This is a genomic window from Nocardia sp. PE-7, from assembly GCF_030486425.1.
GTDB lineage: Bacteria > Actinomycetota > Actinomycetes > Mycobacteriales > Mycobacteriaceae > Nocardia > Nocardia salmonicida_A.
Map to the genome: position 1 here is coordinate 4,964,459 of NZ_CP129614.1, position 21,358 is coordinate 4,985,816.

16 protein-coding genes and 2 pseudogenes are annotated in these 21,358 nt (G+C 69.1%); 8 read left to right on the forward strand and 10 right to left on the reverse strand.

Annotated elements, in window-relative coordinates:
• Positions 1-12 precede the first annotated feature (12 nt).
• The 4 genes and pseudogenes from QX204_RS23405 to QX204_RS23420 form a co-directional block, all read right to left on the reverse strand.
• A complete protein-coding gene (locus QX204_RS23405; RefSeq protein WP_301902334.1) occupies positions 13-897 on the reverse strand; it encodes a serine hydrolase in 885 nt (294 codons plus the stop codon).
• A gap of 108 nt (positions 898-1,005) precedes the next feature.
• Positions 1,006-1,815, reverse strand: a complete 810-nt coding sequence (gene fdhD, locus QX204_RS23410; protein WP_301902336.1) for a formate dehydrogenase accessory sulfurtransferase FdhD — start codon at positions 1,813-1,815, stop codon at positions 1,006-1,008.
• 69 nt (positions 1,816-1,884) lie between these two features.
• Positions 1,885-2,236: pseudogene (locus QX204_RS23415) on the reverse strand (DUF1345 domain-containing protein).
• 69 nt (positions 2,237-2,305) lie between these two features.
• A complete protein-coding gene (locus QX204_RS23420) occupies positions 2,306-2,476 on the reverse strand; it encodes a hypothetical protein (RefSeq protein ID WP_165610217.1) in 171 nt (56 codons plus the stop codon).
• A 146-nt stretch (positions 2,477-2,622) separates the two neighbouring features.
• Between QX204_RS23420 and QX204_RS23425 the strand changes: the two genes are divergently transcribed.
• Positions 2,623-4,950, forward strand: a complete 2,328-nt coding sequence (locus QX204_RS23425) for an FdhF/YdeP family oxidoreductase (RefSeq protein WP_301902337.1) — start codon at positions 2,623-2,625, stop codon at positions 4,948-4,950.
• Positions 4,950-5,450, forward strand: coding sequence for an NADPH-dependent FMN reductase (locus QX204_RS23430; RefSeq protein ID WP_301902339.1), 501 nt, complete (start codon positions 4,950-4,952; stop codon positions 5,448-5,450). The genes QX204_RS23425 and QX204_RS23430 overlap by 1 nt, the downstream gene beginning before the upstream one ends.
• A gap of 2,062 nt (positions 5,451-7,512) precedes the next feature.
• Here the strand turns inward: QX204_RS23430 and QX204_RS23435 are convergent.
• From QX204_RS23435 to QX204_RS23445, 3 genes and pseudogenes are all read right to left on the reverse strand, one after another.
• Positions 7,513-8,283, reverse strand: a pseudogene (locus QX204_RS23435) (serine/threonine-protein kinase); the annotation flags it as partial.
• A 101-nt stretch (positions 8,284-8,384) separates the two neighbouring features.
• On the reverse strand, positions 8,385-9,074 hold the full coding sequence (locus QX204_RS23440; protein ID WP_301902341.1) for a response regulator transcription factor: 690 nt from the start codon (positions 9,072-9,074) through the stop codon (positions 8,385-8,387).
• Positions 9,071-10,390: a sensor histidine kinase gene (locus QX204_RS23445; RefSeq protein WP_301902342.1), complete on the reverse strand. Its 1,320-nt coding sequence runs from the start codon at positions 10,388-10,390 to the stop codon at positions 9,071-9,073. Before QX204_RS23445 ends, QX204_RS23440 begins: the two co-directional genes overlap by 4 nt.
• 157 nt (positions 10,391-10,547) lie before the next feature.
• Here QX204_RS23445 and QX204_RS23450 point away from each other — a divergent pair, with 157 nt between their 5' ends.
• From QX204_RS23450 to QX204_RS23460, 3 genes are read left to right on the forward strand one after another with little or no spacing between them, the layout of a single operon-like run.
• A complete protein-coding gene (locus tag QX204_RS23450) occupies positions 10,548-10,871 on the forward strand; it encodes a hypothetical protein (protein WP_301902343.1) in 324 nt (107 codons plus the stop codon).
• 27 nt (positions 10,872-10,898) lie between these two features.
• Complete coding sequence (locus QX204_RS23455) at positions 10,899-11,621, forward strand: ABC transporter ATP-binding protein (RefSeq protein WP_301902345.1); 723 nt, start codon at positions 10,899-10,901, stop codon at positions 11,619-11,621.
• On the forward strand, positions 11,618-14,110 hold the full coding sequence (locus tag QX204_RS23460) for an ABC transporter permease (RefSeq protein WP_301902346.1): 2,493 nt from the start codon (positions 11,618-11,620) through the stop codon (positions 14,108-14,110). Before QX204_RS23455 ends, QX204_RS23460 begins: the two co-directional genes overlap by 4 nt.
• A gap of 59 nt (positions 14,111-14,169) precedes the next feature.
• Here QX204_RS23460 and QX204_RS23465 read toward each other — a convergent pair whose 3' ends face one another.
• A complete protein-coding gene (locus tag QX204_RS23465; RefSeq protein WP_301902348.1) occupies positions 14,170-16,932 on the reverse strand; it encodes a serine/threonine-protein kinase in 2,763 nt (920 codons plus the stop codon).
• Between the two features lie 156 nt (positions 16,933-17,088).
• Between QX204_RS23465 and QX204_RS23470 the strand changes: the two genes are divergently transcribed.
• Complete coding sequence (locus QX204_RS23470; RefSeq protein ID WP_301902349.1) at positions 17,089-17,985, forward strand: serine hydrolase; 897 nt, start codon at positions 17,089-17,091, stop codon at positions 17,983-17,985.
• 10 nt (positions 17,986-17,995) lie between these two features.
• Here QX204_RS23470 and QX204_RS23475 read toward each other — a convergent pair whose 3' ends face one another.
• Positions 17,996-18,661, reverse strand: coding sequence for a response regulator (locus tag QX204_RS23475; RefSeq protein ID WP_301902351.1), 666 nt, complete (start codon positions 18,659-18,661; stop codon positions 17,996-17,998).
• Positions 18,662-18,739: 78 nt separating this feature from the next.
• Positions 18,740-19,903, reverse strand: a complete 1,164-nt coding sequence (locus QX204_RS23480; RefSeq protein WP_301902353.1) for a sensor histidine kinase — start codon at positions 19,901-19,903, stop codon at positions 18,740-18,742.
• A 167-nt stretch (positions 19,904-20,070) separates the two neighbouring features.
• On the opposite strand from QX204_RS23480, the gene QX204_RS23485 reads away from it, so the two are divergent.
• A complete protein-coding gene (locus QX204_RS23485; RefSeq protein WP_301902354.1) occupies positions 20,071-20,829 on the forward strand; it encodes a hypothetical protein in 759 nt (252 codons plus the stop codon).
• A 40-nt stretch (positions 20,830-20,869) separates the two neighbouring features.
• On the forward strand, positions 20,870-21,301 hold the full coding sequence (locus QX204_RS23490; protein WP_301902355.1) for an SRPBCC domain-containing protein: 432 nt from the start codon (positions 20,870-20,872) through the stop codon (positions 21,299-21,301).
• Positions 21,302-21,358: the final 57 nt, after the last annotated feature.

Here is a 21,358-nt window from a genome sequence, read left to right on the forward strand (position 1 = left end):
CACCGGCGCCGATCAGGAGCAGTGACCTCCGGCGAGCTCGCTCAGGTGGCCCGAGATGAGCGTCGCCATCTTGTCGAGCATGGCCATGCCGTCGCTGAAACCACCCGAATCCGGTTGCGCGGCGAAGGCGATCGCGATCCGGCCGCTGGGCGAATCGATCAGGCCGAACTGGCGGACCAGGTACTTGCCCGTCGGGTCGGGACCCCAACCACCCTTGAACTCGGCGCTGCCGAACGCGCCGAGACCCCAGTGGTGGCTCGCGATGATCTGCTGCATCAGCCCGACCACGCGCTCGCTCTGCGGTATGCACGGCAGCTGCGAGGCGAAGCGCACCTGATCGGCCAGGGTCCATTCGGCCTGGCCGTAGATCGACGCGTCGGCACGGGTGCGGGCCGTCGGCACAGTGGTGCGGATGTCGCCGCCTTCGCGCAGCACATTCTGCACCGCCTGGGCCGCGGCGGCGCCGCCGCCGAGTGAGTCCCACAGGGTGTCGGCGGCGCCGTTGTCCGACGCGGTGATGGCAGCGGAGGCATAGGTGGCGTAGGAGGCGCTGTTGCGCAGGGCGGCGATGGCGAGCGGCACCTTGATCGTCGACCAGGCCGGACCGGAGGACCAGTTGCCGAAGGTCACCATTTTCTTGCCGCCGACCGGCATGATCGCCAACCCCGCGCTACCGCGGAATCCCTGCTGGAGTTCGGTGAAATCGGCGGCCAGACTGCCCGGCACCGCGACGGAAACAGCCCCGCTGTCGACGCCGGGATCGGCGACCGGGACAGTCGTCGTCACGCTCGGTCGAGCGGCTTTCGGCTCGGTACCGCAACCCGCGGTCACGAGCGCGACCGCGCCCAGCAACGCGGTCAGCGCCACCCGGACGCGATGGCGTCGTTCATTGTTCATTATCTGAAGCATTTTCTTTTGTAAACTCCCCCGGGGCGTTCGGTGCTGGCGACCCGTACCGTTACCGTACTGCGACATATGCCGATCGCCCACTTCGAGCACCGAACCTCAGGTCAGACGGTGTTCGCCTGTATAGATATTCATCGTTTCGCCACGCAGGAAGCCGACCAGTGTGAGATCGGACTCGGCAGCCAGGTCGACGGCGAGCGAACTGGGCGCCGACACCGCGGCCAGGATCGGGATCCCGGCCATCACCGCCTTCTGCGCCAGTTCGAACGACGCCCGACTGCTCACGACCAGCACCAGATCGTGCGCGGGCACACGGTTCTCGCGCACCGCCCAGCCGATCACCTTGTCGACGGCGTTGTGTCTGCCGATGTCCTCGCGCAGGGCGAGCAGCGTGCCGTCGGCGGTGAACAGACCCGCCGCGTGCAGTCCACCGGTGGCATCGAACAACTTCTGCCCGGCGCGCAGCTGTTTCGGCAGCTCGCCGAGGGTGCCGGTGTCGATCGACACGGACTCGTGCGGGATCGGGAAGCGACTGTGGGTGCGCACTTCGTCCAGCGCGCTCTTGCCGCAGAGCCCGCAGGCGCCCGTGGTGAGAAATTTGCGCGGGTGGATCGGCACCGGGTTACGCAGGCGCAGGTCGAGGACGTTGTAGGTGTTGCGGCCTTCGCTGTCGGTGCCCGCGCAGTAGCGGGCGGTGACGATGTCCTCGGCCGAACCGATGACGTCCTCCCCGAACAGGAAGCCGTGGACGAGGTCGATGTCGTTGCCGGGGGTGCGCATGGTGACGGTGAGCGATCGCCCGTCGACCCGGATCTCGAGCGGCTCCTCGACGGCGAGCGTGTCGGGTCGCTCGATCCGCCCGGCCGGGGAAAGGCGGGTCGTCTTGCGCCGTGCGGTGACTCTGCTCATCCCATGACTCTGCTCACTGTGTGGGTTTCGATCAACACTGGTTGCCGATCGGCTGATCGGAGCGACCGATCATTCGGTGGCCAGTCCGGCGACGAGATTGATCGTCGTCGCGAGGATGACCGTCCCGAAAACGTAGGACAGCAGGCAGTGCCGAAGGACGACGGCACGAATCTTCTCGTGGGAGACGTTGGTGTCGGAGACCTGATAGGTCATGCCGAGGCGCCCGTTCGGTCTCCTCAGGACTCATCGGCCACAGAACGAACCACCCGGTGATGACGAATACCATTGCTGCGGAAGCGATTCCGGCGAGAACTCCCAGCGGCGGCTCGTGTATCGATCCGACGGCCAGCCCGACGAGCACCCCGATGACCACCGAACCGACCAGGCGGGCGACCGCCGACAGCAGCAACCGGGCGCTCATGGTCGTGGACAGTACCCAACAGTTGCCGGGTTATAGCCGAACGGGATCAGCCGACATCCAGGCGGCGGGTCAGTCGTCCTGGTCGTCGGCCGCTTTGTTGCGCGCCTTCGCGATCTCGAGCGCCTTCTCCGCGGTGGCCTGGTCCGGGTAGGGGCCCATACGATCGCCGTACCAGCAGGCCTTGCCCTGTTCGGCCTTGTGGTGCTTGAGGCAGTAGTACCACTCGTTGTCGTCAGCCATGCCGACAGTATGCAACGTTTCGCATACCGGCGTCCCGAAGGTAGGCACCTAACCCTTTTCGTGATCTCGGCGGTAGAGAATCCAAGCGAGGCACTGGACAGAGCTCATCTTTCTCGACCCGCATGCACGCGAAGGGAAGATTTGTCATGGCTGACGGTCCGCACACCACCTGGGATCCCGATCGAGGTCCGAGCGGAGAGGCCGACCGGGCGGCCGTGCCGAAAGCCAAGCCCTACCGTCACCCCGCGGCGGGCTGGGGCGCGGCGATCGCGGTCGGGAAGTTCATGGTCGGCAAGGAGCACGAGCCGTTCATCGGCACCAAGGCCATCCTGAAGATGAACCATCAGGAGCGCGGCTTCGACTGCCCTGGCTGCGCGTGGCCCGACGCGACCGACGGCCTGGTCCTGGATGTGTGCGAGAACGGCATCAAGCACGTCACCTGGGAGATGACGCACAAGCGCTGCTCCCCCGAGTTCTTCGCCCAGCACACCGTGACCGAGCTGGCTACCTGGAGTTCCTTCGATCTCGAGGATCAGGGCAGGCTCACCGAGCCGATGGTCTACGACCCCGAGACCGACCACTATGTGCCGATCAGCTGGGCCGACGCGTTCGAGATGACAGGCAAGGCGCTACGCGAGCTCGCGGACCCGAACGAGGCCGCGTTCTACACCTCCGGTCGGCTCGCGAACGAGGCCACCTTCCTCTACCAGTTGATGGTGCGCGAGTACGGCACCAACAACCTGCCCGACTGCTCCAACATGTGCCACGAAGCCAGTGGCCGCGCGCTCCAGGCTTCGATCGGCACGGGCAAAGGCACCTGCGACCTCGAGGACTGGGCCAAGGCCGACGCCCTGTTCGTCATGGGCCTCAATGTCGCCTCGAACGCGCCGCGCATGCTGACCTCGCTCGCCGAGGCCTATCAGCGCGGCGCCCAGGTGGTGCACGTCAATCCGCTGGTCGAGGCGGGCTCGCGCAACACGATCATCCCGCACGATTTCCTCGCGATGGCCACCTTCCACCCGACCAAGACCGGGACACTCAACCTGCAGGTGCGCATCGGCGGCGACTTCGCGCTGATCCGCGGCATGGCCAAAGCCGTCCTCGAGGAGTCCGCGACCGACCCCAAGGCCCTCGACCACGAATTCATCGAGCGCTACACCGTGGGCTTCGACGAGTACGTGCGCGAGGTGGAGGCGACCACCTGGGCCGATATCCAGACCGAGTCGGGGCTCGGTGAAGCCGAGATCCGCAAGGCCGCCCGCATCTACTGCGACTCCGACCGCAGCATCATCAGCTGGTGTCTGGGCGTCACCCAGCACGAGCACGGCGTGGAGACGATCCGCGAGATCGTCAATCTGCTTCTCCTGCGCGGCAACCTCGGTCGCGAGGGCGCGGGCCCGTCGCCGGTGCGCGGCCACAGCAATGTGCAGGGCAACCGAACCTGCGGCATCGACAACAATCCGCCCGCCGCGTTTCTCGACCGGCTGGCCGCGGTGTGCGGGATCGACGTGCCGCGCGCCAACGGCTACGACGTGGTCGGCGCGATCGAGGCGATGCACAAGGGCACGCTGAAGTTCTTCATGAGCATGGGCGGCAATCTCGTCCAGGCCGCGCCCGACAGCGCCTACACCTTCGAGGCATTCCAGAAGGCCGACCTCACCGTCATGGTCTCCACCAAGCTCAACCGCAGCCACGTCGTGCACGGCAAGCGGGCGCTGATCCTGCCCTGCCTCGCGCGCACCGAATACGACGAGCAACGCAGTGGCCCGCAGGTGGTCTCGATGGAGAACGGCATGGCCGTGGTGCACCTGTCCAAGGGCATGAAGAAGCCCGCGTCGCCCCATCTGTTGTCGGAGCCCGCGATCCTGGCCGGCATCGCCAAAGCCGCACTGCCGCAGACGAAGACGCCGTGGGAGTACTACGTCGAGGATTACGACCGCATCCGCGACACCATGTCGAAGGTCCTCGACGGTTTCGAGGACTACAACCGGCGGGTGCGGCTCGGGCTCGGATTCCGGATCCGCCAGCCCGCGCGTGAGCTGATCTTCCTCACCCCGTCGAGCAAGGCGGAGTTCTCCGCGGCGACGCTGCCCGACACGACCAACCCCGCCGGGGTGCTCACCCTGGCGACGCAGCGTTCGCACGACCAGTGGAACACCACCATCTATTCCAACAACGATCGATATCGCGGAGTGAAGAACCTGCGCACGCTGATCTTCATGAACTCTCGCGACATGCGCGACCGCGGCTTGACAGAGTTCGACCAGGTCGACATCACCAGCACCGCCCGTGACGGGTCGACGCGGTCGCTCTACAAATACAAGGTCGTCACCTATGACATTCCGCCGGGATGCGCCGCCGGGTATATGCCGGAGATGAATGTGCTGTGCGCGATCGGCGATTACAGCACCGAGAGCGATCAGCCCATGATGAAAAGCGTGAAAGTGACTGTCACACCGTCGAAGGACAGCTGATGGCCTATCTGCTCGCACTCGTCGCCGAACCCGGCGAGAACTCCACCGTGCAACAGCTGGCGAGCGAGACCCAGCGGGTCGCGATCCGCAACAAGGTCGACGTGGTGAGCCTGGCCGAGCTCGATACCCTGCCCACCTACCGGCCCGCGATCGACACCGAGGACGAACGCCCGCCGATCGCCGGCCAGCTACGCCGCTCCGCACTGGAAGCCGACGGTGTGCTGCTGTTCGCGGCCGAGGCGGCGAGCGTGCCGCCGCTGGCGGCGAATGTGATCGCCTGGCTGGCCAATCCCGAGTCGGCGTCGACCGTCGCGGGCAAACCGGTCGCGGTGATCACGGTGGGACCCGGCGAGGCGGTCAATCAGGACCTGGCGGATGCGTTACGCGAGGCAGGGGCCGAGGTGGTGGCCGACGGTGTGTCGATCACCGGGTCGTGGAGTGATCCCGACACGGTGAGTCTGCTCGGAAACACGGTCGTCGCGGTCGCCTCGGCGAGCTGAGATCGTTTCGGCCGCGGCCCCGAAGTCGGGCCGCGGCCGGTGCGGGTCAGTAGACGTAGACCACAGCGTTCTCGCCACCGGTGCAGGTGACGAGCTTGCCCTCCGTGGCGCACGTCATCGTGTAGGTGCGCCCGGTCACCGGACTCGTCGCCACCACGGAGCGCGCTCCCGAGCCTGCGCCGGCGTAGGCCTCCCGGACCGCCTCGGCGAAACCGCAACTGGTGACCGCGCTGCCGACCGCGACCTTGCTGTACGAGCCTGTGCCGGAACCTGATTCACAGAGCTGCGCGCCCGCCGGTAGGGTGACCGGTCCCGCCGAGGTGGTGGGAGCGGCGGTGGTCGCACGGGGGGTGGTGCCCGCGGGTTGGGTGGAACCACCGGGCGCCTGCGAAGTCGCCGCCGCGGTGGAGGTCCGGTCGGGTTCGGCGGCCGACATCATGCGCCAGCCGATCGCACCGGCGACCGCCAGTACCACCACGCCGAGGACGCCGACCAGTACCGGCAGCAGGACCGATCGTCGGCGACCCGAATCCTGGTGCGCCCAGGCCGGATCGGGACCATAGGCCGGGTCGGGACCATAGGCCGGATCGGGACCGTATCCGGGGTCGTAGGCCTGGTCGCGGTAGGCGTGATCACCGTAGGCGCTGGGCGGTTCGTCGTAGTCGGAGTACGCGTTCTCCTGACCCACGTACTGCCGGGTCGCGGCCGAACGCGCCGGATCGTCGTACTCCGGCGGGGCCTGATGCGCGGCGAAAGGCGCCGCGCCGCCACGGTATCGGTGCGTCTGCTGCGAGCGCTGCGGATCCGGTTCGTCGGCGCCGTACTGCTGGGTCGGCGCCGATCGTTGCATCTCGGCGGGGTCGTACTGTTCGGTCGGCGGACTGAACTGCCCGGGCGGGCCACCGAACCGGTCCTCGGAGTAATCGTCGAAATGCTCGGCGGGACCGCCGAATCGGTCGTGCGGGTCGTCGGGGTCGGCACCGAATTTCTGCGTCGGCGGCGCGAAGCCCGTGGGCGGATTCGACGGGGGGGCGTTGAATTGCTCGGTCGGCGGACCGAACGGTGCCGGGGCGGGGAACCGGGGGTCGGGGTTCGAGGCGGCGGCGTTGTATTGCTCGGTCGGCGGGGTGTACGCCGCGGGGAGCGGGTGTTCAGCGGAGTAGCGCTGAGTGGGGGCTGCCCGGTGGGGCTCCTGGCCGACCTGCTGAGGCGGAAGGCGGTGCGGGCCGGTGGGCGCCGGGTAGGGGGTGGCCGACGTGGGCCGCGGGGGTTGCAGAAGCGGAGCCGATGTCTCGCCCGGCTGCGCGCCGTCGTAGAGGTGTGCGTCCGGGAACGGGCGCATTCGCGGGAGGCCCTGGTCGGGAGTGTAGGCCGGAGGCGGCGCGGGCGCTTCCGGCTCATCGGCGGACGGGAGGGGGGTGAAGTGGGTGTCGGCGGGCCGGATTTCGGCGGGGCCCGTCGGCTGGATGACCGCGGGGATCGAGATCTCGCCCGTGCCCTCGGCGGGAACGCGACGGAAACCGGTGGTGTCGTTCGCCCCGGTGCGTGTCTCGGCGGGTGGGCGGATGATCAACGTCGGCTGCGCGCCGGTCGCGGACGACTGGCTGCGCGAGGTCTCCACGCCACCGGTCGCGGTCACCGCGCCGATCACCCGGAACTCCCCCGTCGGCGTCGGCACCTGACCGACGTTTTCCGGCTCGTCCGAGTCGGGCGTCGCTTTCCGGGCGCCACTGGCGGAACCGATGGGCATCGCACGCGCCGGACCGGGCGCGGCCGGGACGCCACGCTCGGCGCCAGGGGGGACACCGGGCGGCGACCCGGCGGCACCACGTCCCGCACCGGCGGCGAACCCGGCCGCGGCGGCGAACCCGCGTCCGGCTCCGGGCGCGGAGCCTGCACCACCGGGCGCCCGGTTCGGAGCACCGGCTGGCCCGCGGAGCGTGGGCCCTTGCGCGGAACCCGGAGTCACATCATGCGCACCGGGGACTCGGCGGGCCCCGGCGTACGACGCGAAAGCGTCCGGCGGTGCGGGCGCGGGCGCGCCACCGTCGCGCACGGCCGAGGCCAGCGCGCGGCGAGCGGCGACAGCCAGCTCACCGGCCGAGGCATACCGATCGGCCGGGTCCTTGGCCATGCCGGTCGCGATGACGTCGTCGAGTGCGACGGGTATTCCGTGGAGCAACTCACTCGGCCGCGGCGGTGCCTCGGACAGGTGCGCGCGTACCAGCACGCTCATGCTCGCTGCGGGGAAAGGCGAAGCGCCGGTGAGGCATTCGTGTAGCACGCAGGCCAGGGAGTACACGTCGGCGCGATGCGAGATCGGGCCGACGTCGAAGCGTTCGGGGGCCATGTAGATATAGGAGCCGACCGCCATCCCGGCCTGGGTCACCGCGCTGTCACCCTCGGTGTGCGCGATGCCGAAGTCGGCGAGGTAGGCGAAATCGGCGGGGGTGACCAGGATGTTGGCGGGCTTCACATCGCGATGCACCAGGCCGCCCGCGTGGGCGGCGTCCAGTGCCGCGGCGATCTGCTCGACGACAGCGACCGCGCGGTCCGGGCTCATCGGCCCGCCCCCGCGCAGCACGGTCCGCAGGTCGTTGCCGGGCACCAGGCGCATGTCGATGAAGAGGACCCCGTCGATCACACCCCAGTCGTGGATCGGGATGACATGCGGTTCGGCCAGCTTGGCCGCGGCTTGGGATTCGCGGCGGAATCGGACCTGATAGGCCGGGTCCGCCGCGAGCTCCTGCGCCAGCAACTTCAGAGCGACCACTCGATCTTTGCCGGTGTCGTAGGCCTCGTAGACCTCGCCCATCCCGCCCTTGCCCAGCATCGACCGCAACTCGTACGGGCCGAATCTGGTCCCCGCCCGTGACCCAGGTGCTTGCACCAGCGTCCGCCTCCCACTTCTGGCAGGTCCGCCGGGCCTGCTTCTCAGTAGGAAGATTCTCCCGGTGTCACTACGCCGTGGTCAAACGCGAACACGATCGCGGCGGCCCGGTCGCGCAGGTCCAGCTTGCCGAATATGTGTCCGACGTGGCTTTTCACGGTGACTTCCGAGATCCCGAGTTCGGCGGCGATCTCGCTGTTGACCCGGCCCGAACCGATCAATTCGAGCACTTCGTACTCGCGGGCGGTGAGTTCGCCGAGCCGGCGGTCGGTTCGGGTACCGACCGGTTTCACTGTTCGGTAGGCCGTGAGGACCCGTCCGGTCACCGAGGGATCGAGCCACGCGCCCCCGCCCGCCACAGTGCGGACCGCGCGGATCAGATCCTCCGCGGGCGAGTCCTTGAGCAGAAATCCCGCGGCGCCCGCGCGCAACGCTCCCGAGAGCAGCTGGTCGTCGTCGAAGGTGGTGAGCACGAGGACCGGCGGAGCATCGGGGCGGGCGCGCAGCAACCGGGTCGCATCTATGCCGCCGACCCGCTTCATGCGCAGATCCATCAGCACCACATCGGGTCGCTGGGTGGCGACAGCGGCAGCGACCTCGTCACCGTCGGCGCACTCGTTGATGGTGAAACCGTCGCGGCGGCGCAGGATGCGGCGCAGTCCACCGCGCACGAGTTCCTGATCGTCGACCACGAGCACTGCCACCAACTGCTCGATGGGCGAAGCGGTTGTCACGTGTCCTCCTGGGGTTTGTTCCAGAGCTTGCCCGGCAGCATGGACGAGAGGTGGGCGCACGCGCCCGTCCGCAGCGGGAAGCCGACCCGCACCGTCCAGCCGTCGTCACCGTTTCCCGCGGTGATCTTCCCACCGAGCAGTTCGGTGCGTTTGCGCATGCCGCGCAGTCCCATCCCGGTATCGCGACGTGGCGCGGGGCCGAGCGGAAGCGGATTCGACACGACCAGCACCGCCGCGTCGGCGGTGACGTCGAGGCGGACCGTGGCGGCGGTGCCCGGCGCGTGTTTGGTGACGTTGGCCAGCGATTCCTGGCCGATCCGATAGAGCGCGTGGCCGATGGCGCCGGTGACGGTGGACAAGTCGCCGGTGCGCGCGTAGTCGACGGTGAGCCCAGCCCGGCGGAAGTCACCGACGAGCTCGTCGATATCGGCGGCGACCGGCTCGGGGGCCGTCTGCGCCGGGCCCGCATCGAGCATGCCGACGGTGCGCCGGATGTCGGCCATGGCTTGGCGGCCGAGGCGTTCGGCCTCGACGAGCGCTTCCACCGCCTCGGCGGGGTCGTCGTCGGTCTGGAGCGCGCGCCGGGCGGCGGTCAGGTGCAGCAGGGTGATCGAGAGCGAATGGGCGATCACATCGTGGACTTCGCGAGCGATCCGGCGCCGCTCCTCGTCGGCGGCCTGGCCAAACCGGATGGCTTGATTCTCCCGTTCCTGGTACAGAAACCGCCGCTGATACTGCAGCAGCACCCCGACGAACATGCCGAGCAGGATGCCGATGACGTACATCGGTAGCCCTTGCAGCCGCTGCCCCGGCTCACCCCAGTGCACATGCCCGGCGAGGTCGAAGGCGACCAGTTCGAGGATCGCGAGCAGGGTGAACCCCACCGTCATCCCGCGGGAGGCGATCGCGGCCACCTCACCGGCGACGATCACCAGCACGAACGGCGCGAAGTCGGCATTGACCGGTTGCAAGAGGAACAGGCCACACGACAGCAGCGCGCTCGCCTTCAACAGGAAGGGGTGCGGGTTCACGCCGAAGATCGCGAACAGAGGGATCGGCAGGAACGCGGCGGCCATCGCCAACAACGGCAGGGGGCTCGGGAAATACGAATGTCGCTGGATCACCGCCGCACCGGTGATCACCAGCAGTGCGAGGTCGGCGCCGAGAATCACCGCGGGCGGATAGTCGTAGGGCAACGATTCGATGCGTTCGCGGACTGTGGTGAACAGACGTGACGCCTCGGCCTTGGCCACGAACCGCTGCCGCAGGTTCGCACGACCCGGCGCCTTCGCGGGGATGGCGTGGCTCACATCCATGATCTAAGGCTAGTCGCCGCCTACCGGGCGTAGCATCGTCCCGCGAACGGTACCGATCTCCTACCGCAGTAGGAGAAGAAGTCGGGTCCCCGGCACGACGATTCCACCCCGCACCGCCCGTAGCGTTCGGTTCACCCGCTCACGGAAGGTGAAGCCCATGACCTGGACCGATCTGCACCACCGCACCGAGATCGTGCACACCGTGCTCGCCAGGGCCACGATCGACCCGAACGACCCCGCGCTGTTCGCCGACATCGCCGAACTCGACACGCTCTTCGGCGGCGTCGACGGACTGCTGCGAGCCCTGGCCAACCGCTGGGACAACCATCTTCGCGTCAAGCTCGAACTGGCCGAGATCGACGGCCGGACCCCGATGGAGGCCTATCTCGAGCTGGCCGCCGAACAACCGGCGCTGCGCGCGCTTCTCGACGCGCGCACGACGATCGGGCAGACTACCCGCGACCGCGCACTCGTACGCTGAAATCCGAAACTCCCTGGGGGACAAGATATGCCCGACATCGAATCGCCACAGCAGCCGATGCTGGAGTTGACCCGGGTGGTCAAGCAGTACCGCGTGGGCGATCAAGAGGTACGCGCGCTCGACGAGGTGAGTATGCGCATCGAAGCAGGCCAGTTCACCTCGATCATCGGACCCTCGGGGTCCGGCAAGAGCACCCTGCTGCACCTGCTCGGCGCGCTCGACCGCCCCGACGAGGGCTCGATCCGCTTCCGCGGCGCCGAGATCGGCGATCTCGATGAGGACAAGCAGGCCGCGTTCCGGCTCGAACAGGTCGGCTTCGTCTTCCAGTTCTTCAACCTGCTGCCGACCCTGTCGGCGTGGGAGAACGTGGCCGTCCCGAAGTTGTTGGACGGCACCGGTTTACGCAAGGCGAAGCCGCGCGCGCTGGAACTCCTCGACCTCGTCGGCCTCGGCGATCGGGCACAGCATCGGCCGGGGGAACTGTCCGGCGGGCAGATGCAGCGAGTGGCGGTGGCCCGGGCGTTGATCATGGATCCGCCTCTGATTCTGGCCGACGAGCCGACCGGCAACCTCGACTCCAAGACCGGCGCCGCGATCCTCGCCCTGCTCGGCGACATCACGGCGCAGGGCAATTCGATCGTCATGGTGACCCATGACATGAGTTCGATCGACTACTGCGACCGGGTGATCACGTTGCGCGACGGCCGGATCGGCGCCGACGAGCTGTCCTCCGCGCGGGTCGACGCATGATCGGCGCGGCATGGGATCGGCTGCGGCTGTTCAACTTCGGTGAACTGCTCCGCCATCCCGGGCGCACTCTCATGTCCGGGGCGGTGATGGGGGTGTCGGCGGCGTTGATCGTGGCGGTGCTCAGTATCTCCGGCTCGGTCACCGGCTCGGTCGACAAGCTCACCAAGGGCCTGGCGGGCACCGCCGAGCTCGAGGTCACCGGCATCACCGACGCGGGGTTCGAACAGTCACTGCTCCCCCGGATCGCGGCGACGCCCGGGGTGGCGACAGCGGTGCCGATGCTGCGCGGAACGCTGGGCGCGGGCCCCGATCGGGCACTGTTGATCGGGGCCGATCAGACGATCGGCGCGCTCGGCAGCGATCTGGCCGGGCCGATGTCGCAGTACACCACCAAGCTGCTCAGCACCGAGCGCGGCGTGCTGGTCGGCGCGGCCATGGGCCTGCGCGAGGGTGACCCGGTGCGGATCGGGGCAGGCACGGCCAAGGTGGCCGCCGTCCTGGACTCCGAGGCGACCGACCGACTCAACAGCGGCCACGTGGTGGCCGGGCCGCTGCCGCTGCTCCAGATCCTCACCGACCGGGTCGGCAAGCTCGATTCGGTACAGATCGTCGTGCTGCCCGGCACCGATGTGGGTGCCCTGCGCACCGCGCTCACCGAAGCGGTGGACGGGCGTGCCGTGGTGGCCGAGCCGAGTCTGCGCACCGCGCAGGCCGGCGGCGCGATCCAGATCATGCGGTACTCCACGCTGATGTCATCGGCGGCGGCGCTGATCGTGTCGGCCTTCCTGATCTACAACGCGATGAGTATGGCGGTGGCGCAACGCAGGCCGACGCTGTCGCTGTTGCGCGCGATCGGCGGCAAGCGTGCGCCGATGGTGCGGGATCTACTCGTCGAAGCGGCGCTGCTCGGGTTGATCGGTGGCGCGATCGGCGCGGGGATCGGTGCGTTGATGGGCCGATTCGCGATCGACAGGCTGCCCGCCGCGATCGTGCAATCGGTCGAGGCGCGCACCGAATTCCAGGTGCCGAACTATGCGATACCGGTGGCGATCACCGCGTGTGTGGTGGCGACGGTGCTGGCGGCGTCGATCGCGGCCAGGCAGGTGTACAAGGTGGCCCCGGTCGAGGCGCTCGCCCCCGTCGAGGCCAGCGATGCCGCCGCCACCCATTCGACGCTGCGCTGGGCGGGGCTGGCCGTCGGGCTGCTCCTCGGCGCCGGAGCGGTTGTTGTCGCGTTCCTCGATCTCGGGCGGCTCTCGCTGGCCGCGATCACGATGTCGTTCACCGCGACGGTGTTTCTGTGTTTCGCCGCGACCGGGCCGATCGTGCGCGGGTCCGCGGCGATCGCCCGCTGGTTCGGTGCGCCGGGCGCGCTCGGGGCGACGACGCTGGAACGCGCGCCCCGCCGCGTGTGGGCGACCGCGATGACGGTGATGATCGGGGTCGCGGCGGTGGTCGCGCTCGGTGGAGCGTCGGGCAACATGGTGAAGTCGGCGACCGATTCGTTCGAAAGTCTCGGCGACACCGACCTTTACGTGAGCCCGAGCCCTGTCGAACAGTTCCCGACCGGCCCCGTGCTGCCCGACGGCCTGGCCGCGCGGGTAGCGACAGTGCCCGGAGTCGAACGGGTGAACCCCGGCCAGATGGCCTTCGCGACCATCGGCAGCGGTCGGGTGATGTTGCAGGGTTATCCGCCGAGCCCGGCCGACACTCGCCTCGGCGCGGTGGACCGGGCGGTGATCGACCGGATGGAGCGGCGCGAAGGTGTTGTCATCACCCGTGACGTGGCACGTTCGCTCTCGCTCGCCGTCGGCGACGAGATCACCATGCCCACCCCTTCCGGCGAGCGTAAAACGTCGGTGCTGCAGGTGATTCCGTACTTCACCGCGGTCTCCGGCGTGGTGATGATGAACCTCGACCAGATGCGGGAGTGGTATCAGCGGCCCGGCGAGACGATCCTGTCGATCCACTACGCGCCCGGTGCCGACCCCGACACGGTGCGCGCCGCGGTCCGCGCGATGGTCCCCCAGGAAATCCATGTCGACACCGGCGCCGACATGGTCGACGCGATCTCGTCGAGCGTCCAGCAGGGCGCGGCGATGAGCAACATGATCCTGTGGATCGTCGTGCTGGTGGCGACGGTGGCGTTGCTGAACACCCTGATGCTGTCGGTTCTGGAGCGACGCCGAGAGTTGGGGGTGCTGCGGGCCATGGGCACCAACCGCAAGTTCCTGCTGCGCTCGGTGCTGGCCGAAGCCGCGGGCATCGGATTCATCGGCGCGGCAATCGGTCTCGTCGTCGGTATCGCGGTGCAGTATCTGGCCACCGTGGCGATCGGCCACGCGATGACCATCGACATCGTCTACCGCCCGAGCCCACTGATCGCGGTCTACGGTGCGGTCGCGCTGGTGCTGGCACTGCTGGGATCGATCCCGCCCGCCTTGCGCGCGGCCAGGATGCCGATCGTGGCCGCACTGGCAGTCGACTGAAGCAGGTCGCTGCGGCGTCTGGCAGGTTTGCCCGGCGCCGCAGTGACCGGTGCGGTGGATCAGAGCGGCACTTCTTCCCACCACGCGACGACCTCGTCCTGCGCGGAGGGGCGCGGGGCTCCGCCGATACCGCTGCTGCCCCGGCGACTCACCACGACAAGGTAATTCGCGCGGACCGAGTCGTCGGGGAAGCTCAGCACCTGATGGGCGGTCTGCGTGCGGGTGCTCGCCGGATCCTGAACCACCCACCGCTGCAACGAGAACGGCACGCCGTCCTTGTCCCCCGCGTAGCGAACCGCCGAGGGCAGCGCCTCCAATACCGACCGCGCCTGGCTCTTGTTCGCGTACTCCAGCACCAGGTAACTCACCGCACCCGCCTGATTGTCGGCGCGCTCGCACTGCCACCCGGTGGTGATCGGAGTCCATTGCAGCGCGGGTTCTTTCCACGCCAACTCACTGACAGTGCGTACCCCCACACACCGCGCCCCCCGATACCCCACACCGTCGCTCATCTCCCCCTGCGGAACCAAGGTCGGAAACACCCGCCGACTCTCCGCGAAGGAATCCGCCACCTCCGCCACCGAATTCGACGGACCGTTCGCGCCACCCTCCGCGTCGAGATCGTCGCTGCCGTCTCCCGGCAACACCACCACAACCAAGGCGACGACCAACGCCACCAGCACCAGAACCAGCGCCACCAACAACACCCACCCGAACCGCTGGATCCCCGACACCCGCCGAGGCACCGGCCAGTACCCCCGATGCGGCACCATCCAAGGCCCGCGCGGCCCGGGTCGCACCCCACCCGGCTGCGGACCCGCCACCACCGGCCCACCGGGATGCCCCGCCACCCCCGGCCGACCCACGTCACCCTGAGCGCCCGCACCGGCCGACTGCCCCGCACCGCTCGGCTGCCCCGCGCCACCCAGCTGACCCGCGCTGCTCGGCAGACTCACGCCACCCGGCTGAGCACCACCGCCCGGCTGCCCCGCGCCGCCTGGCTGAACCGCACCACCCAACTGACCCGCACCACTTGGCTGCCCCGCGCCACCCTGCTGACCGGCGCCACCCTGCTGACCCGCGCCACCTGGCTGACCTGCGCCACCTGACTGAGCTGGACCACCCGACTGGCCCGCACCACTTGGTTGCCCCGCACCACTTGGTTGCCCCGCGCCACCTTGTTGGCCCGCGCCACTTGACTGGCCCGCGCCACCTGACTGACCCGTCCCACCTGGCTGAGCTGGACCACCCAGCGGAGCGGCACTGCCTGGCTGCCCCGGATGGTTCTGCGGTGCACTGCCCGGCTGGTTTGCCTGGCTGGACTGCCCAGCCGCTGCGTCCGGCACCGCGGGCCCCGCTGAGGCCGCGCTCGATGACCCGACGATCGATGTCACCTCGGTCAGGGCCGCCGCGTTCGCCGCGTCCAACTCGCCCGCATCGCGCATCGACACCACATCGGTTGCCGCGGTGGCTGATACCTCGTCAGCGGACGCCTCCCCGCTGTCCGATCGAGCCACCTCGGCGTGCGACTTGTCGAGAGACACTGGGCCGGCGGGTATTCCGGAATCTCGCCCTTCCGCCGGTGTCGCTTCGGCGGCACCCGGGGCGGGCTGTGCGCCGACCGATGGCGAGGCCACCTCCGACGAAGCAGCGGGCATGGGCGTCGCGCCGGGCGCGGGCGCAGGCTGCCCCACATTCGACTGTGCGGCAACGGGACCCGCCACCCCACGCTGGACCACCGGAGGCATCTCTCCAGGCGGCACCGCGGGGCTGGGCGCGGCTGGGCGCTGGGCGACCGGCGGGACGGCCCCGAACGGCCGGGAGGGGGGTTGCCAATGAGGTTGTGGCACAGGCGGCATCGGCGGCGCCTGGTAGCCGGGCTGCGCCATGCCGGGCTGGGCGAAAGGCGCGACGGGTGCCTGCTGCGGAACGGGCGGGTAATAGCCGGGCGCCGGGTTGGCGGGTGGGCGCGGCAGGACCGGTGGAGTCTTGGAAGTCAGCGCTTGGCGGGCCGCCTTGGCGAACGACGCACAGGAATCGAACCGTGCCGCAGGATGTTTCGCCATCGCGGCGGCGAGAACAGCGTCCATGATCGGCGGTAGACCCGCACGGCGCAGCGCGAGCGGCGGCGGCGCGGCGTAGAGGGTTCCGCGGATGATCTCGTTCGGGTCGGCGGAGTCGAAGGGCGCCGACCCGGTGAACAACCAGTACAGCGAACACGCGAGCGAGTACTGGTCGGAGCGGTGGTCGAGGTCGGCGCCGGTCATCTGTTCCGGCGACGCGTACGCCAGTGTCGCGGTGAACATTCCCTGCTGGGTGAGGTGGGTGGAATCGGCGCGCAGGCGGGCGATGCCGAAATCGGTGAGGAAGACGCGTTCGCCCTGGCCACTGGTGGAGCGGGCCAGCAGGATGTTGGCGGGCTTCACATCGCGGTGCAGCACTCCCCTGCCGTGCGCGTAATCGAGCGCGTCGGCGACCCCCTCGATGATCTGCACGGCCCGTTCGGGCGGCAACGCCATCGGGTCGACGGTCGCGGCGTCGATCCCGTCGACGTACTGCATGCTGATCCAGAGTTGCTCGCCCTCGGTCCCCCGGTCGTAGACGGTGACGATGCCCGGATGGTCGAGCTGGGCGGCGAGGTCGGCCTCCCGTTCGAACCGCGCGCGAACCCGCTCGTCGGCGAACAGGTCCCGGTTGAGCAGCTTGAGCGCGGTCAGCCGATCCAGGCGCGGATGCCGGGCCAGATACACCGTGCCCATGCCGCCCTGGCCCAACATCGCCTCGATGGTGAACCCGGCGAACACCTCACCGATGTCGTGCACTGTGACCCCCTTCCGACCGTGTGACCACGCTCATTCGAATTCTCGCCGAAAATCGGTGAAACTTGCTAACAGTCGTCCGGTAGCGTCCGGGCGCGCTCGACGAGAAGTTTGCACCGCCGAAGCACACGCGCACTGGGTGGTGGGGAGGATTCGGTGGTGAAGTCGACCGGAACGGCGGCTGCCTGTCGCAGGCTGCTGCTCTGTGGGGCGCTGGCAACGGCCGCGCTGGCCACCTCGTGTGCCACGCCCGGCACCCCGACGGCGGTGAGCGCGCCCACGGTCACCGTCAACAGCGAGGACGCCTGGCATCCAGGAATGTCCATCGTGCTGCCCGATTCGCTGGCCGCGGAGTTCACCCAGCTGCAATCGAAGCTCCCCGGACAGGTGGGCATGGCCTTGATGCCGGTCGGTGGCGGCCGGATGACGATCTACGGCGACTGGACCACCGGCATCGCCTGGTCCACCATCAAGATCCCGCTCGCGGTCGCCGCGCTGCGCCACGATCAGGACCAGTCGATCTTCGAGATGGCGCAGGCCGCGATCACGGTGTCGGACAACGACGCCGCCGAAGGTCTGTGGGAATCCCTCGGTGACGCACCCGAAGCCGCCGACGCCGTGCAGCAGATCCTCGACGAGGCGGGCGACGCGGCCACCGGAAAATCGGGCACCCGCACCGAACTCGACGGCACCTCCTTCGGCGGCACCGAGTGGTCGCTGGCCAACCAGGTGCGGTTCGCGTCGCGGCTGCCGTGCCTGCCGCACGCCGAGGTCGTCACCACCCTGATGGGCGAGATCACCGAAGAACAGGGCTGGGGTCTCGGTCTGCTCGACGACACCGAGTTCAAAGGCGGCTGGGGCCCCGACGACATCACCGGAATCTACACCGTGCGCCAGTTCGGACTGGTGCCCGTCGGCAGCGGCCAGCTCGCGGTAGCCCTTGCCGCGCAAGCCGATTCGGGATCGTTCGACGACACCACCGCGCTGCTCGACCGGATGGCGCTGCTGCTGGCCCGGCACCTGCCGGAGCTGCGCGGCGGGGTCTGCCCGCGCTGAGCGCGCCGGCTCAGCCGGGAACGACCAGGCCGGATTCATAGGCCAGGACCACCGCCTGGGCGCGGTCGCGCAGCCCGAGCTTCGAGAACACCTTGGAGACATGGGTTTTCACGGTCTGCTCGGCCACGAACAGCGCCGCGGCGATCTCGGTGTTCGACAGCCCCTTGGCCACCAGTTCGAGCACCTCGCGTTCGCGCGGGGTGAGCGTCCCGAGCGCGGGCGCCGGGGCGGCGCGGACCGCATTGCGCCTGCGGGTGACGTCGGCGATGAGCCTGCGGGTGATGGTCGGCGCGAGCAGCGCCTCACCGTCGGCGACCACCCGCACCGCGCGCACCAATTCCTCGGCGGGCGCGTCCTTGAGCAGGAATCCGCTCGCGCCGATGCTCAGCGCCTCGTAGACGTAGTCGTCGATATCGAAGGTGGTGAGCATGAGCACCCGCACCGGCGGATCGAAATTCGCGGTCAGGATCGCGCGGGCGGCGTCGAGACCGTTCATCTGCGGCATCCGCACATCCATCAGCACCACATCGGGACGCAACCGCTTGGCCTCGGCCACCGCCACTTTGCCGTCCGGTGCGTCGCCGACGACGCTGATATCGGTCTGCGCGCCCAGCAGGGCACCGAAACCTTGGCGAACCATCGCCTGGTCGTCGGCGATCAACACGGTAATAGCCACCCGACCACCTTAGAGGGCACAGACGCGAAGCGTTCCTCGGTCTTTCGCGTACAGACGGAGCGTAGGCCGAGGTATGCCTCAGTGGGTGGGAAGTTTCACGGAGACCTCGAATCCGCCGGTGCCGGTGGGCCCCGCGTGGAGTTCACCGCCGACCGCGACAACGCGAGTGCGCATGCCGTCGATGCCGTGACCGCCGCCCGCACCGGGCTGCGGCACCGTGGCGGTGGCGGCGTTGTGCACGGTCACGCTCACCACGCCCGGCTCGACCGCCACCGCGACCTGCACCGCCGCGCCCGGTGCGTGCCGCGCGCAATTGGCCATCGACTCCTGCACCACGCGATAGACGACCAGCCCGGTCGTCTCCGGCACCGAATCCAGATCCCCGGTCACCGTCCAGTCGACCGGCAGACCCGCGCGCAGCGCCGACGCGCACAGGGCGAGCACGTCCGAGGCCCGCGGCTGCGGCGCGTGTTCGGGCAACTGGCCATCGCTGCGCAACACCCCGAGCAGGCCACGGATCTCGTTGAGCGCGGTGCGAGCGGTCGCGCCGATGGATTCGAATTCGGCCCGCGAGGCCTGGTCGAGGTCGGTGATCCGGTACGGCGCCGTCTGCGCCTGCACCACCACCATGGACATGTGGTGGGCGACCACGTCGTGCAGGTCACGCGCGATGCGCGCCTTCTCCTCGAGGATCGCCCGACGCGCGCGCTCGAGTTCGGTGACCTCTTCCTGCCGCTCCAGCTTGCGCCGCGAGGCCAGCAGGATGCGCACGAGGTAGCCGAACAGCGCCAGCGCGCCGAACCCCATAGCCCAGCCCCAGAGCGGACCGCTCTGCGACCCGGGCATGGTTGTGGCGAACAGCATCGAGGTGGCCGCCCAGGCGACGACCACGATCGGCACCGAGGCCCGCAACGCCACCGCGAACAGCAGGACGAACAGCACGATGACGTGCACGACCTGGAAGGGCAGATCGTTGTCCGCGCTCGGCTGCAGGCCGATCGAGAACAGCAGCGCGGCCCCCGCGGAGATCGCCCAGCCCATCGCCGGGTTGACCCGCACGAACAGGATCGGGAAGGCCGCCAGGGCCGACAGCAGCGGCGCCGCGACGGGTGAGACCTCGTGGGTCACGAACAGCGTCGGCCACGCGATGCTGTACAAAATCAGCGCGACCAGCACCGTTGCGAAGTCGAACCAGGTGCGCGCGGGTATTCCTCGCGCGGCGGGGCGCAGTGGTGCGGACATGACAGTCAGCCTACGAACCGTCCGGTCACCGGACCTCATACCCACGAACCGAATACGACCCCCTACCCTGGTGTGACCCCGGCGCCGGGCATGCCACCCGCGCGCCCCGATAAACCGGTCCGCAGCGGGATACCCGCCGTGAGACCCGCTCCTTACTGTCGGAGGCCATGAACACCCCGCTTCGCCCGGTACCCGCCGCCGCTCGCGCCCGTACCGCAGATTCCGCCGCCTCCGCGCCGTCCCCTGCTCCCGCGCAGCACCGCCGTCGTAGCGGTGTCGCGCTGTGCACGGCCGGGCTGGCCATGGCCGCCGCCGTGGTCATGTCGGCCCCGGGCGCCATGGGCACCACCCCGGGCAGCACCGAGAACGTGGCGGCCGCCGCCGCGGTGCGCGCGCTCATCGACGACAGTCCGGACGCCACCTCGCTCATCCCCCGCGATTTCGGCTACAAGTTCGGCTACGACCCCGCGCCGCAGGACGGTCTGCTGGTGAACCCGAACGGCGGCTGCTCCTCGCCGGTGACGTTGCCCGCCGAGTTCGAGTCGGCGTGCAAGGCCCACGACCTCGGCTACGACGTGCTGCGCTACGCCGAGCGGGTCGACCAGCCTCTCGGCGGATGGGCGCGCCGCGCGGTGGACGCGGCGCTGAACCGGCGCATCCACGCCTCCTGCCAGCAGCGCGACGACGAGTTCTCCCGGGCCCGCTGCGGCGTGATGGCCGATATCGCGTTCACCGCCGTGGACGTGAACTCCCGACGCCAGGAGTACGGCGCCCCCGTGGTGGAGAACGTCTTCGCCCAGACCGACCCGGCCGACCGGCCCAACCTCTGGCCGCTCGCCCGCACGGTCCTCGGTTTGTTCGCGGTGACGGCGGCCTCGGCCGTGATCATCGACGCGATGCGCAAACTACGCCGCCGGTTCGCGTGATGCAGTTGCCGAAAAATAGAACATGTCCTAGTTTTCACGCATGTCTCTAGTCATCGACGAAACGATCGAGATCGACGCCCCCGCCGCCAAGGTGTGGGAGGTGCTCACGGATTTCGAGCGCTACGGCGAGTGGAATACCTTCTGCTACGAGGCGTCGAGCACGCTGGAGCCGGGCTCGGCCATCGACATGCAGGTCAAGCTGGGCAACAACCGCCGGCCACAGCGGGAATGGATTCGCACCCACACCCCGGGCGTCGAGTTCAGCTACACGATGAAGCCGGTGCCGCTGGGCGCACTGCGCAGCCTGCGCTCGCACACCGTGGTGCCGCTCGGCCCCGACCGGTGCCGCTACGAGTCCCGATTCACCCTCGCGGGCTGGCTGAGCCCCGTCGTCACGGTGGCGCTCGGCAAGCATCTGCGGGCCGGTTTCACCGCGATGACAGCGGGCGTCGGCAGCCGCGCGGTGGCGTAGCCGCCCACCACCGACAGGCAACAGACAAACGAGCGGGGCGCGCCGATTCCATCGAAT

What these genes read in the sequence shown, in the direction of transcription:
- QX204_RS23485 (WP_301902354.1), top strand. Translation starts at nt 20,071, where the DNA reads ATGAACACCCCGCTTCGCCCGGTACCCGCCGCCGCTCGCGCCCGTACC.
- QX204_RS23425 (WP_301902337.1), top strand. Translation starts at nt 2,623, where the DNA reads ATGGCTGACGGTCCGCACACCACCTGGGATCCCGATCGAGGTCCGAGC.
- QX204_RS23480 (WP_301902353.1), bottom strand. Translation starts at nt 19,903, where the DNA reads ATGTCCGCACCACTGCGCCCCGCCGCGCGAGGAATACCCGCGCGCACC.
- QX204_RS23420 (WP_165610217.1), bottom strand. Translation starts at nt 2,476, where the DNA reads ATGGCTGACGACAACGAGTGGTACTACTGCCTCAAGCACCACAAGGCC.
- QX204_RS23430 (WP_301902339.1), top strand. Translation starts at nt 4,950, where the DNA reads ATGGCCTATCTGCTCGCACTCGTCGCCGAACCCGGCGAGAACTCCACC.
- QX204_RS23455 (WP_301902345.1), top strand. Translation starts at nt 10,899, where the DNA reads ATGCCCGACATCGAATCGCCACAGCAGCCGATGCTGGAGTTGACCCGG.
- fdhD (WP_301902336.1), bottom strand. Translation starts at nt 1,815, where the DNA reads ATGAGCAGAGTCACCGCACGGCGCAAGACGACCCGCCTTTCCCCGGCC.
- QX204_RS23445 (WP_301902342.1), bottom strand. Translation starts at nt 10,390, where the DNA reads ATGGATGTGAGCCACGCCATCCCCGCGAAGGCGCCGGGTCGTGCGAAC.
- QX204_RS23405 (WP_301902334.1), bottom strand. Translation starts at nt 897, where the DNA reads ATGAACAATGAACGACGCCATCGCGTCCGGGTGGCGCTGACCGCGTTG.
- QX204_RS23450 (WP_301902343.1), top strand. Translation starts at nt 10,548, where the DNA reads ATGACCTGGACCGATCTGCACCACCGCACCGAGATCGTGCACACCGTG.
- QX204_RS23490 (WP_301902355.1), top strand. Translation starts at nt 20,870, where the DNA reads ATGTCTCTAGTCATCGACGAAACGATCGAGATCGACGCCCCCGCCGCC.
- QX204_RS23460 (WP_301902346.1), top strand. Translation starts at nt 11,618, where the DNA reads ATGATCGGCGCGGCATGGGATCGGCTGCGGCTGTTCAACTTCGGTGAA.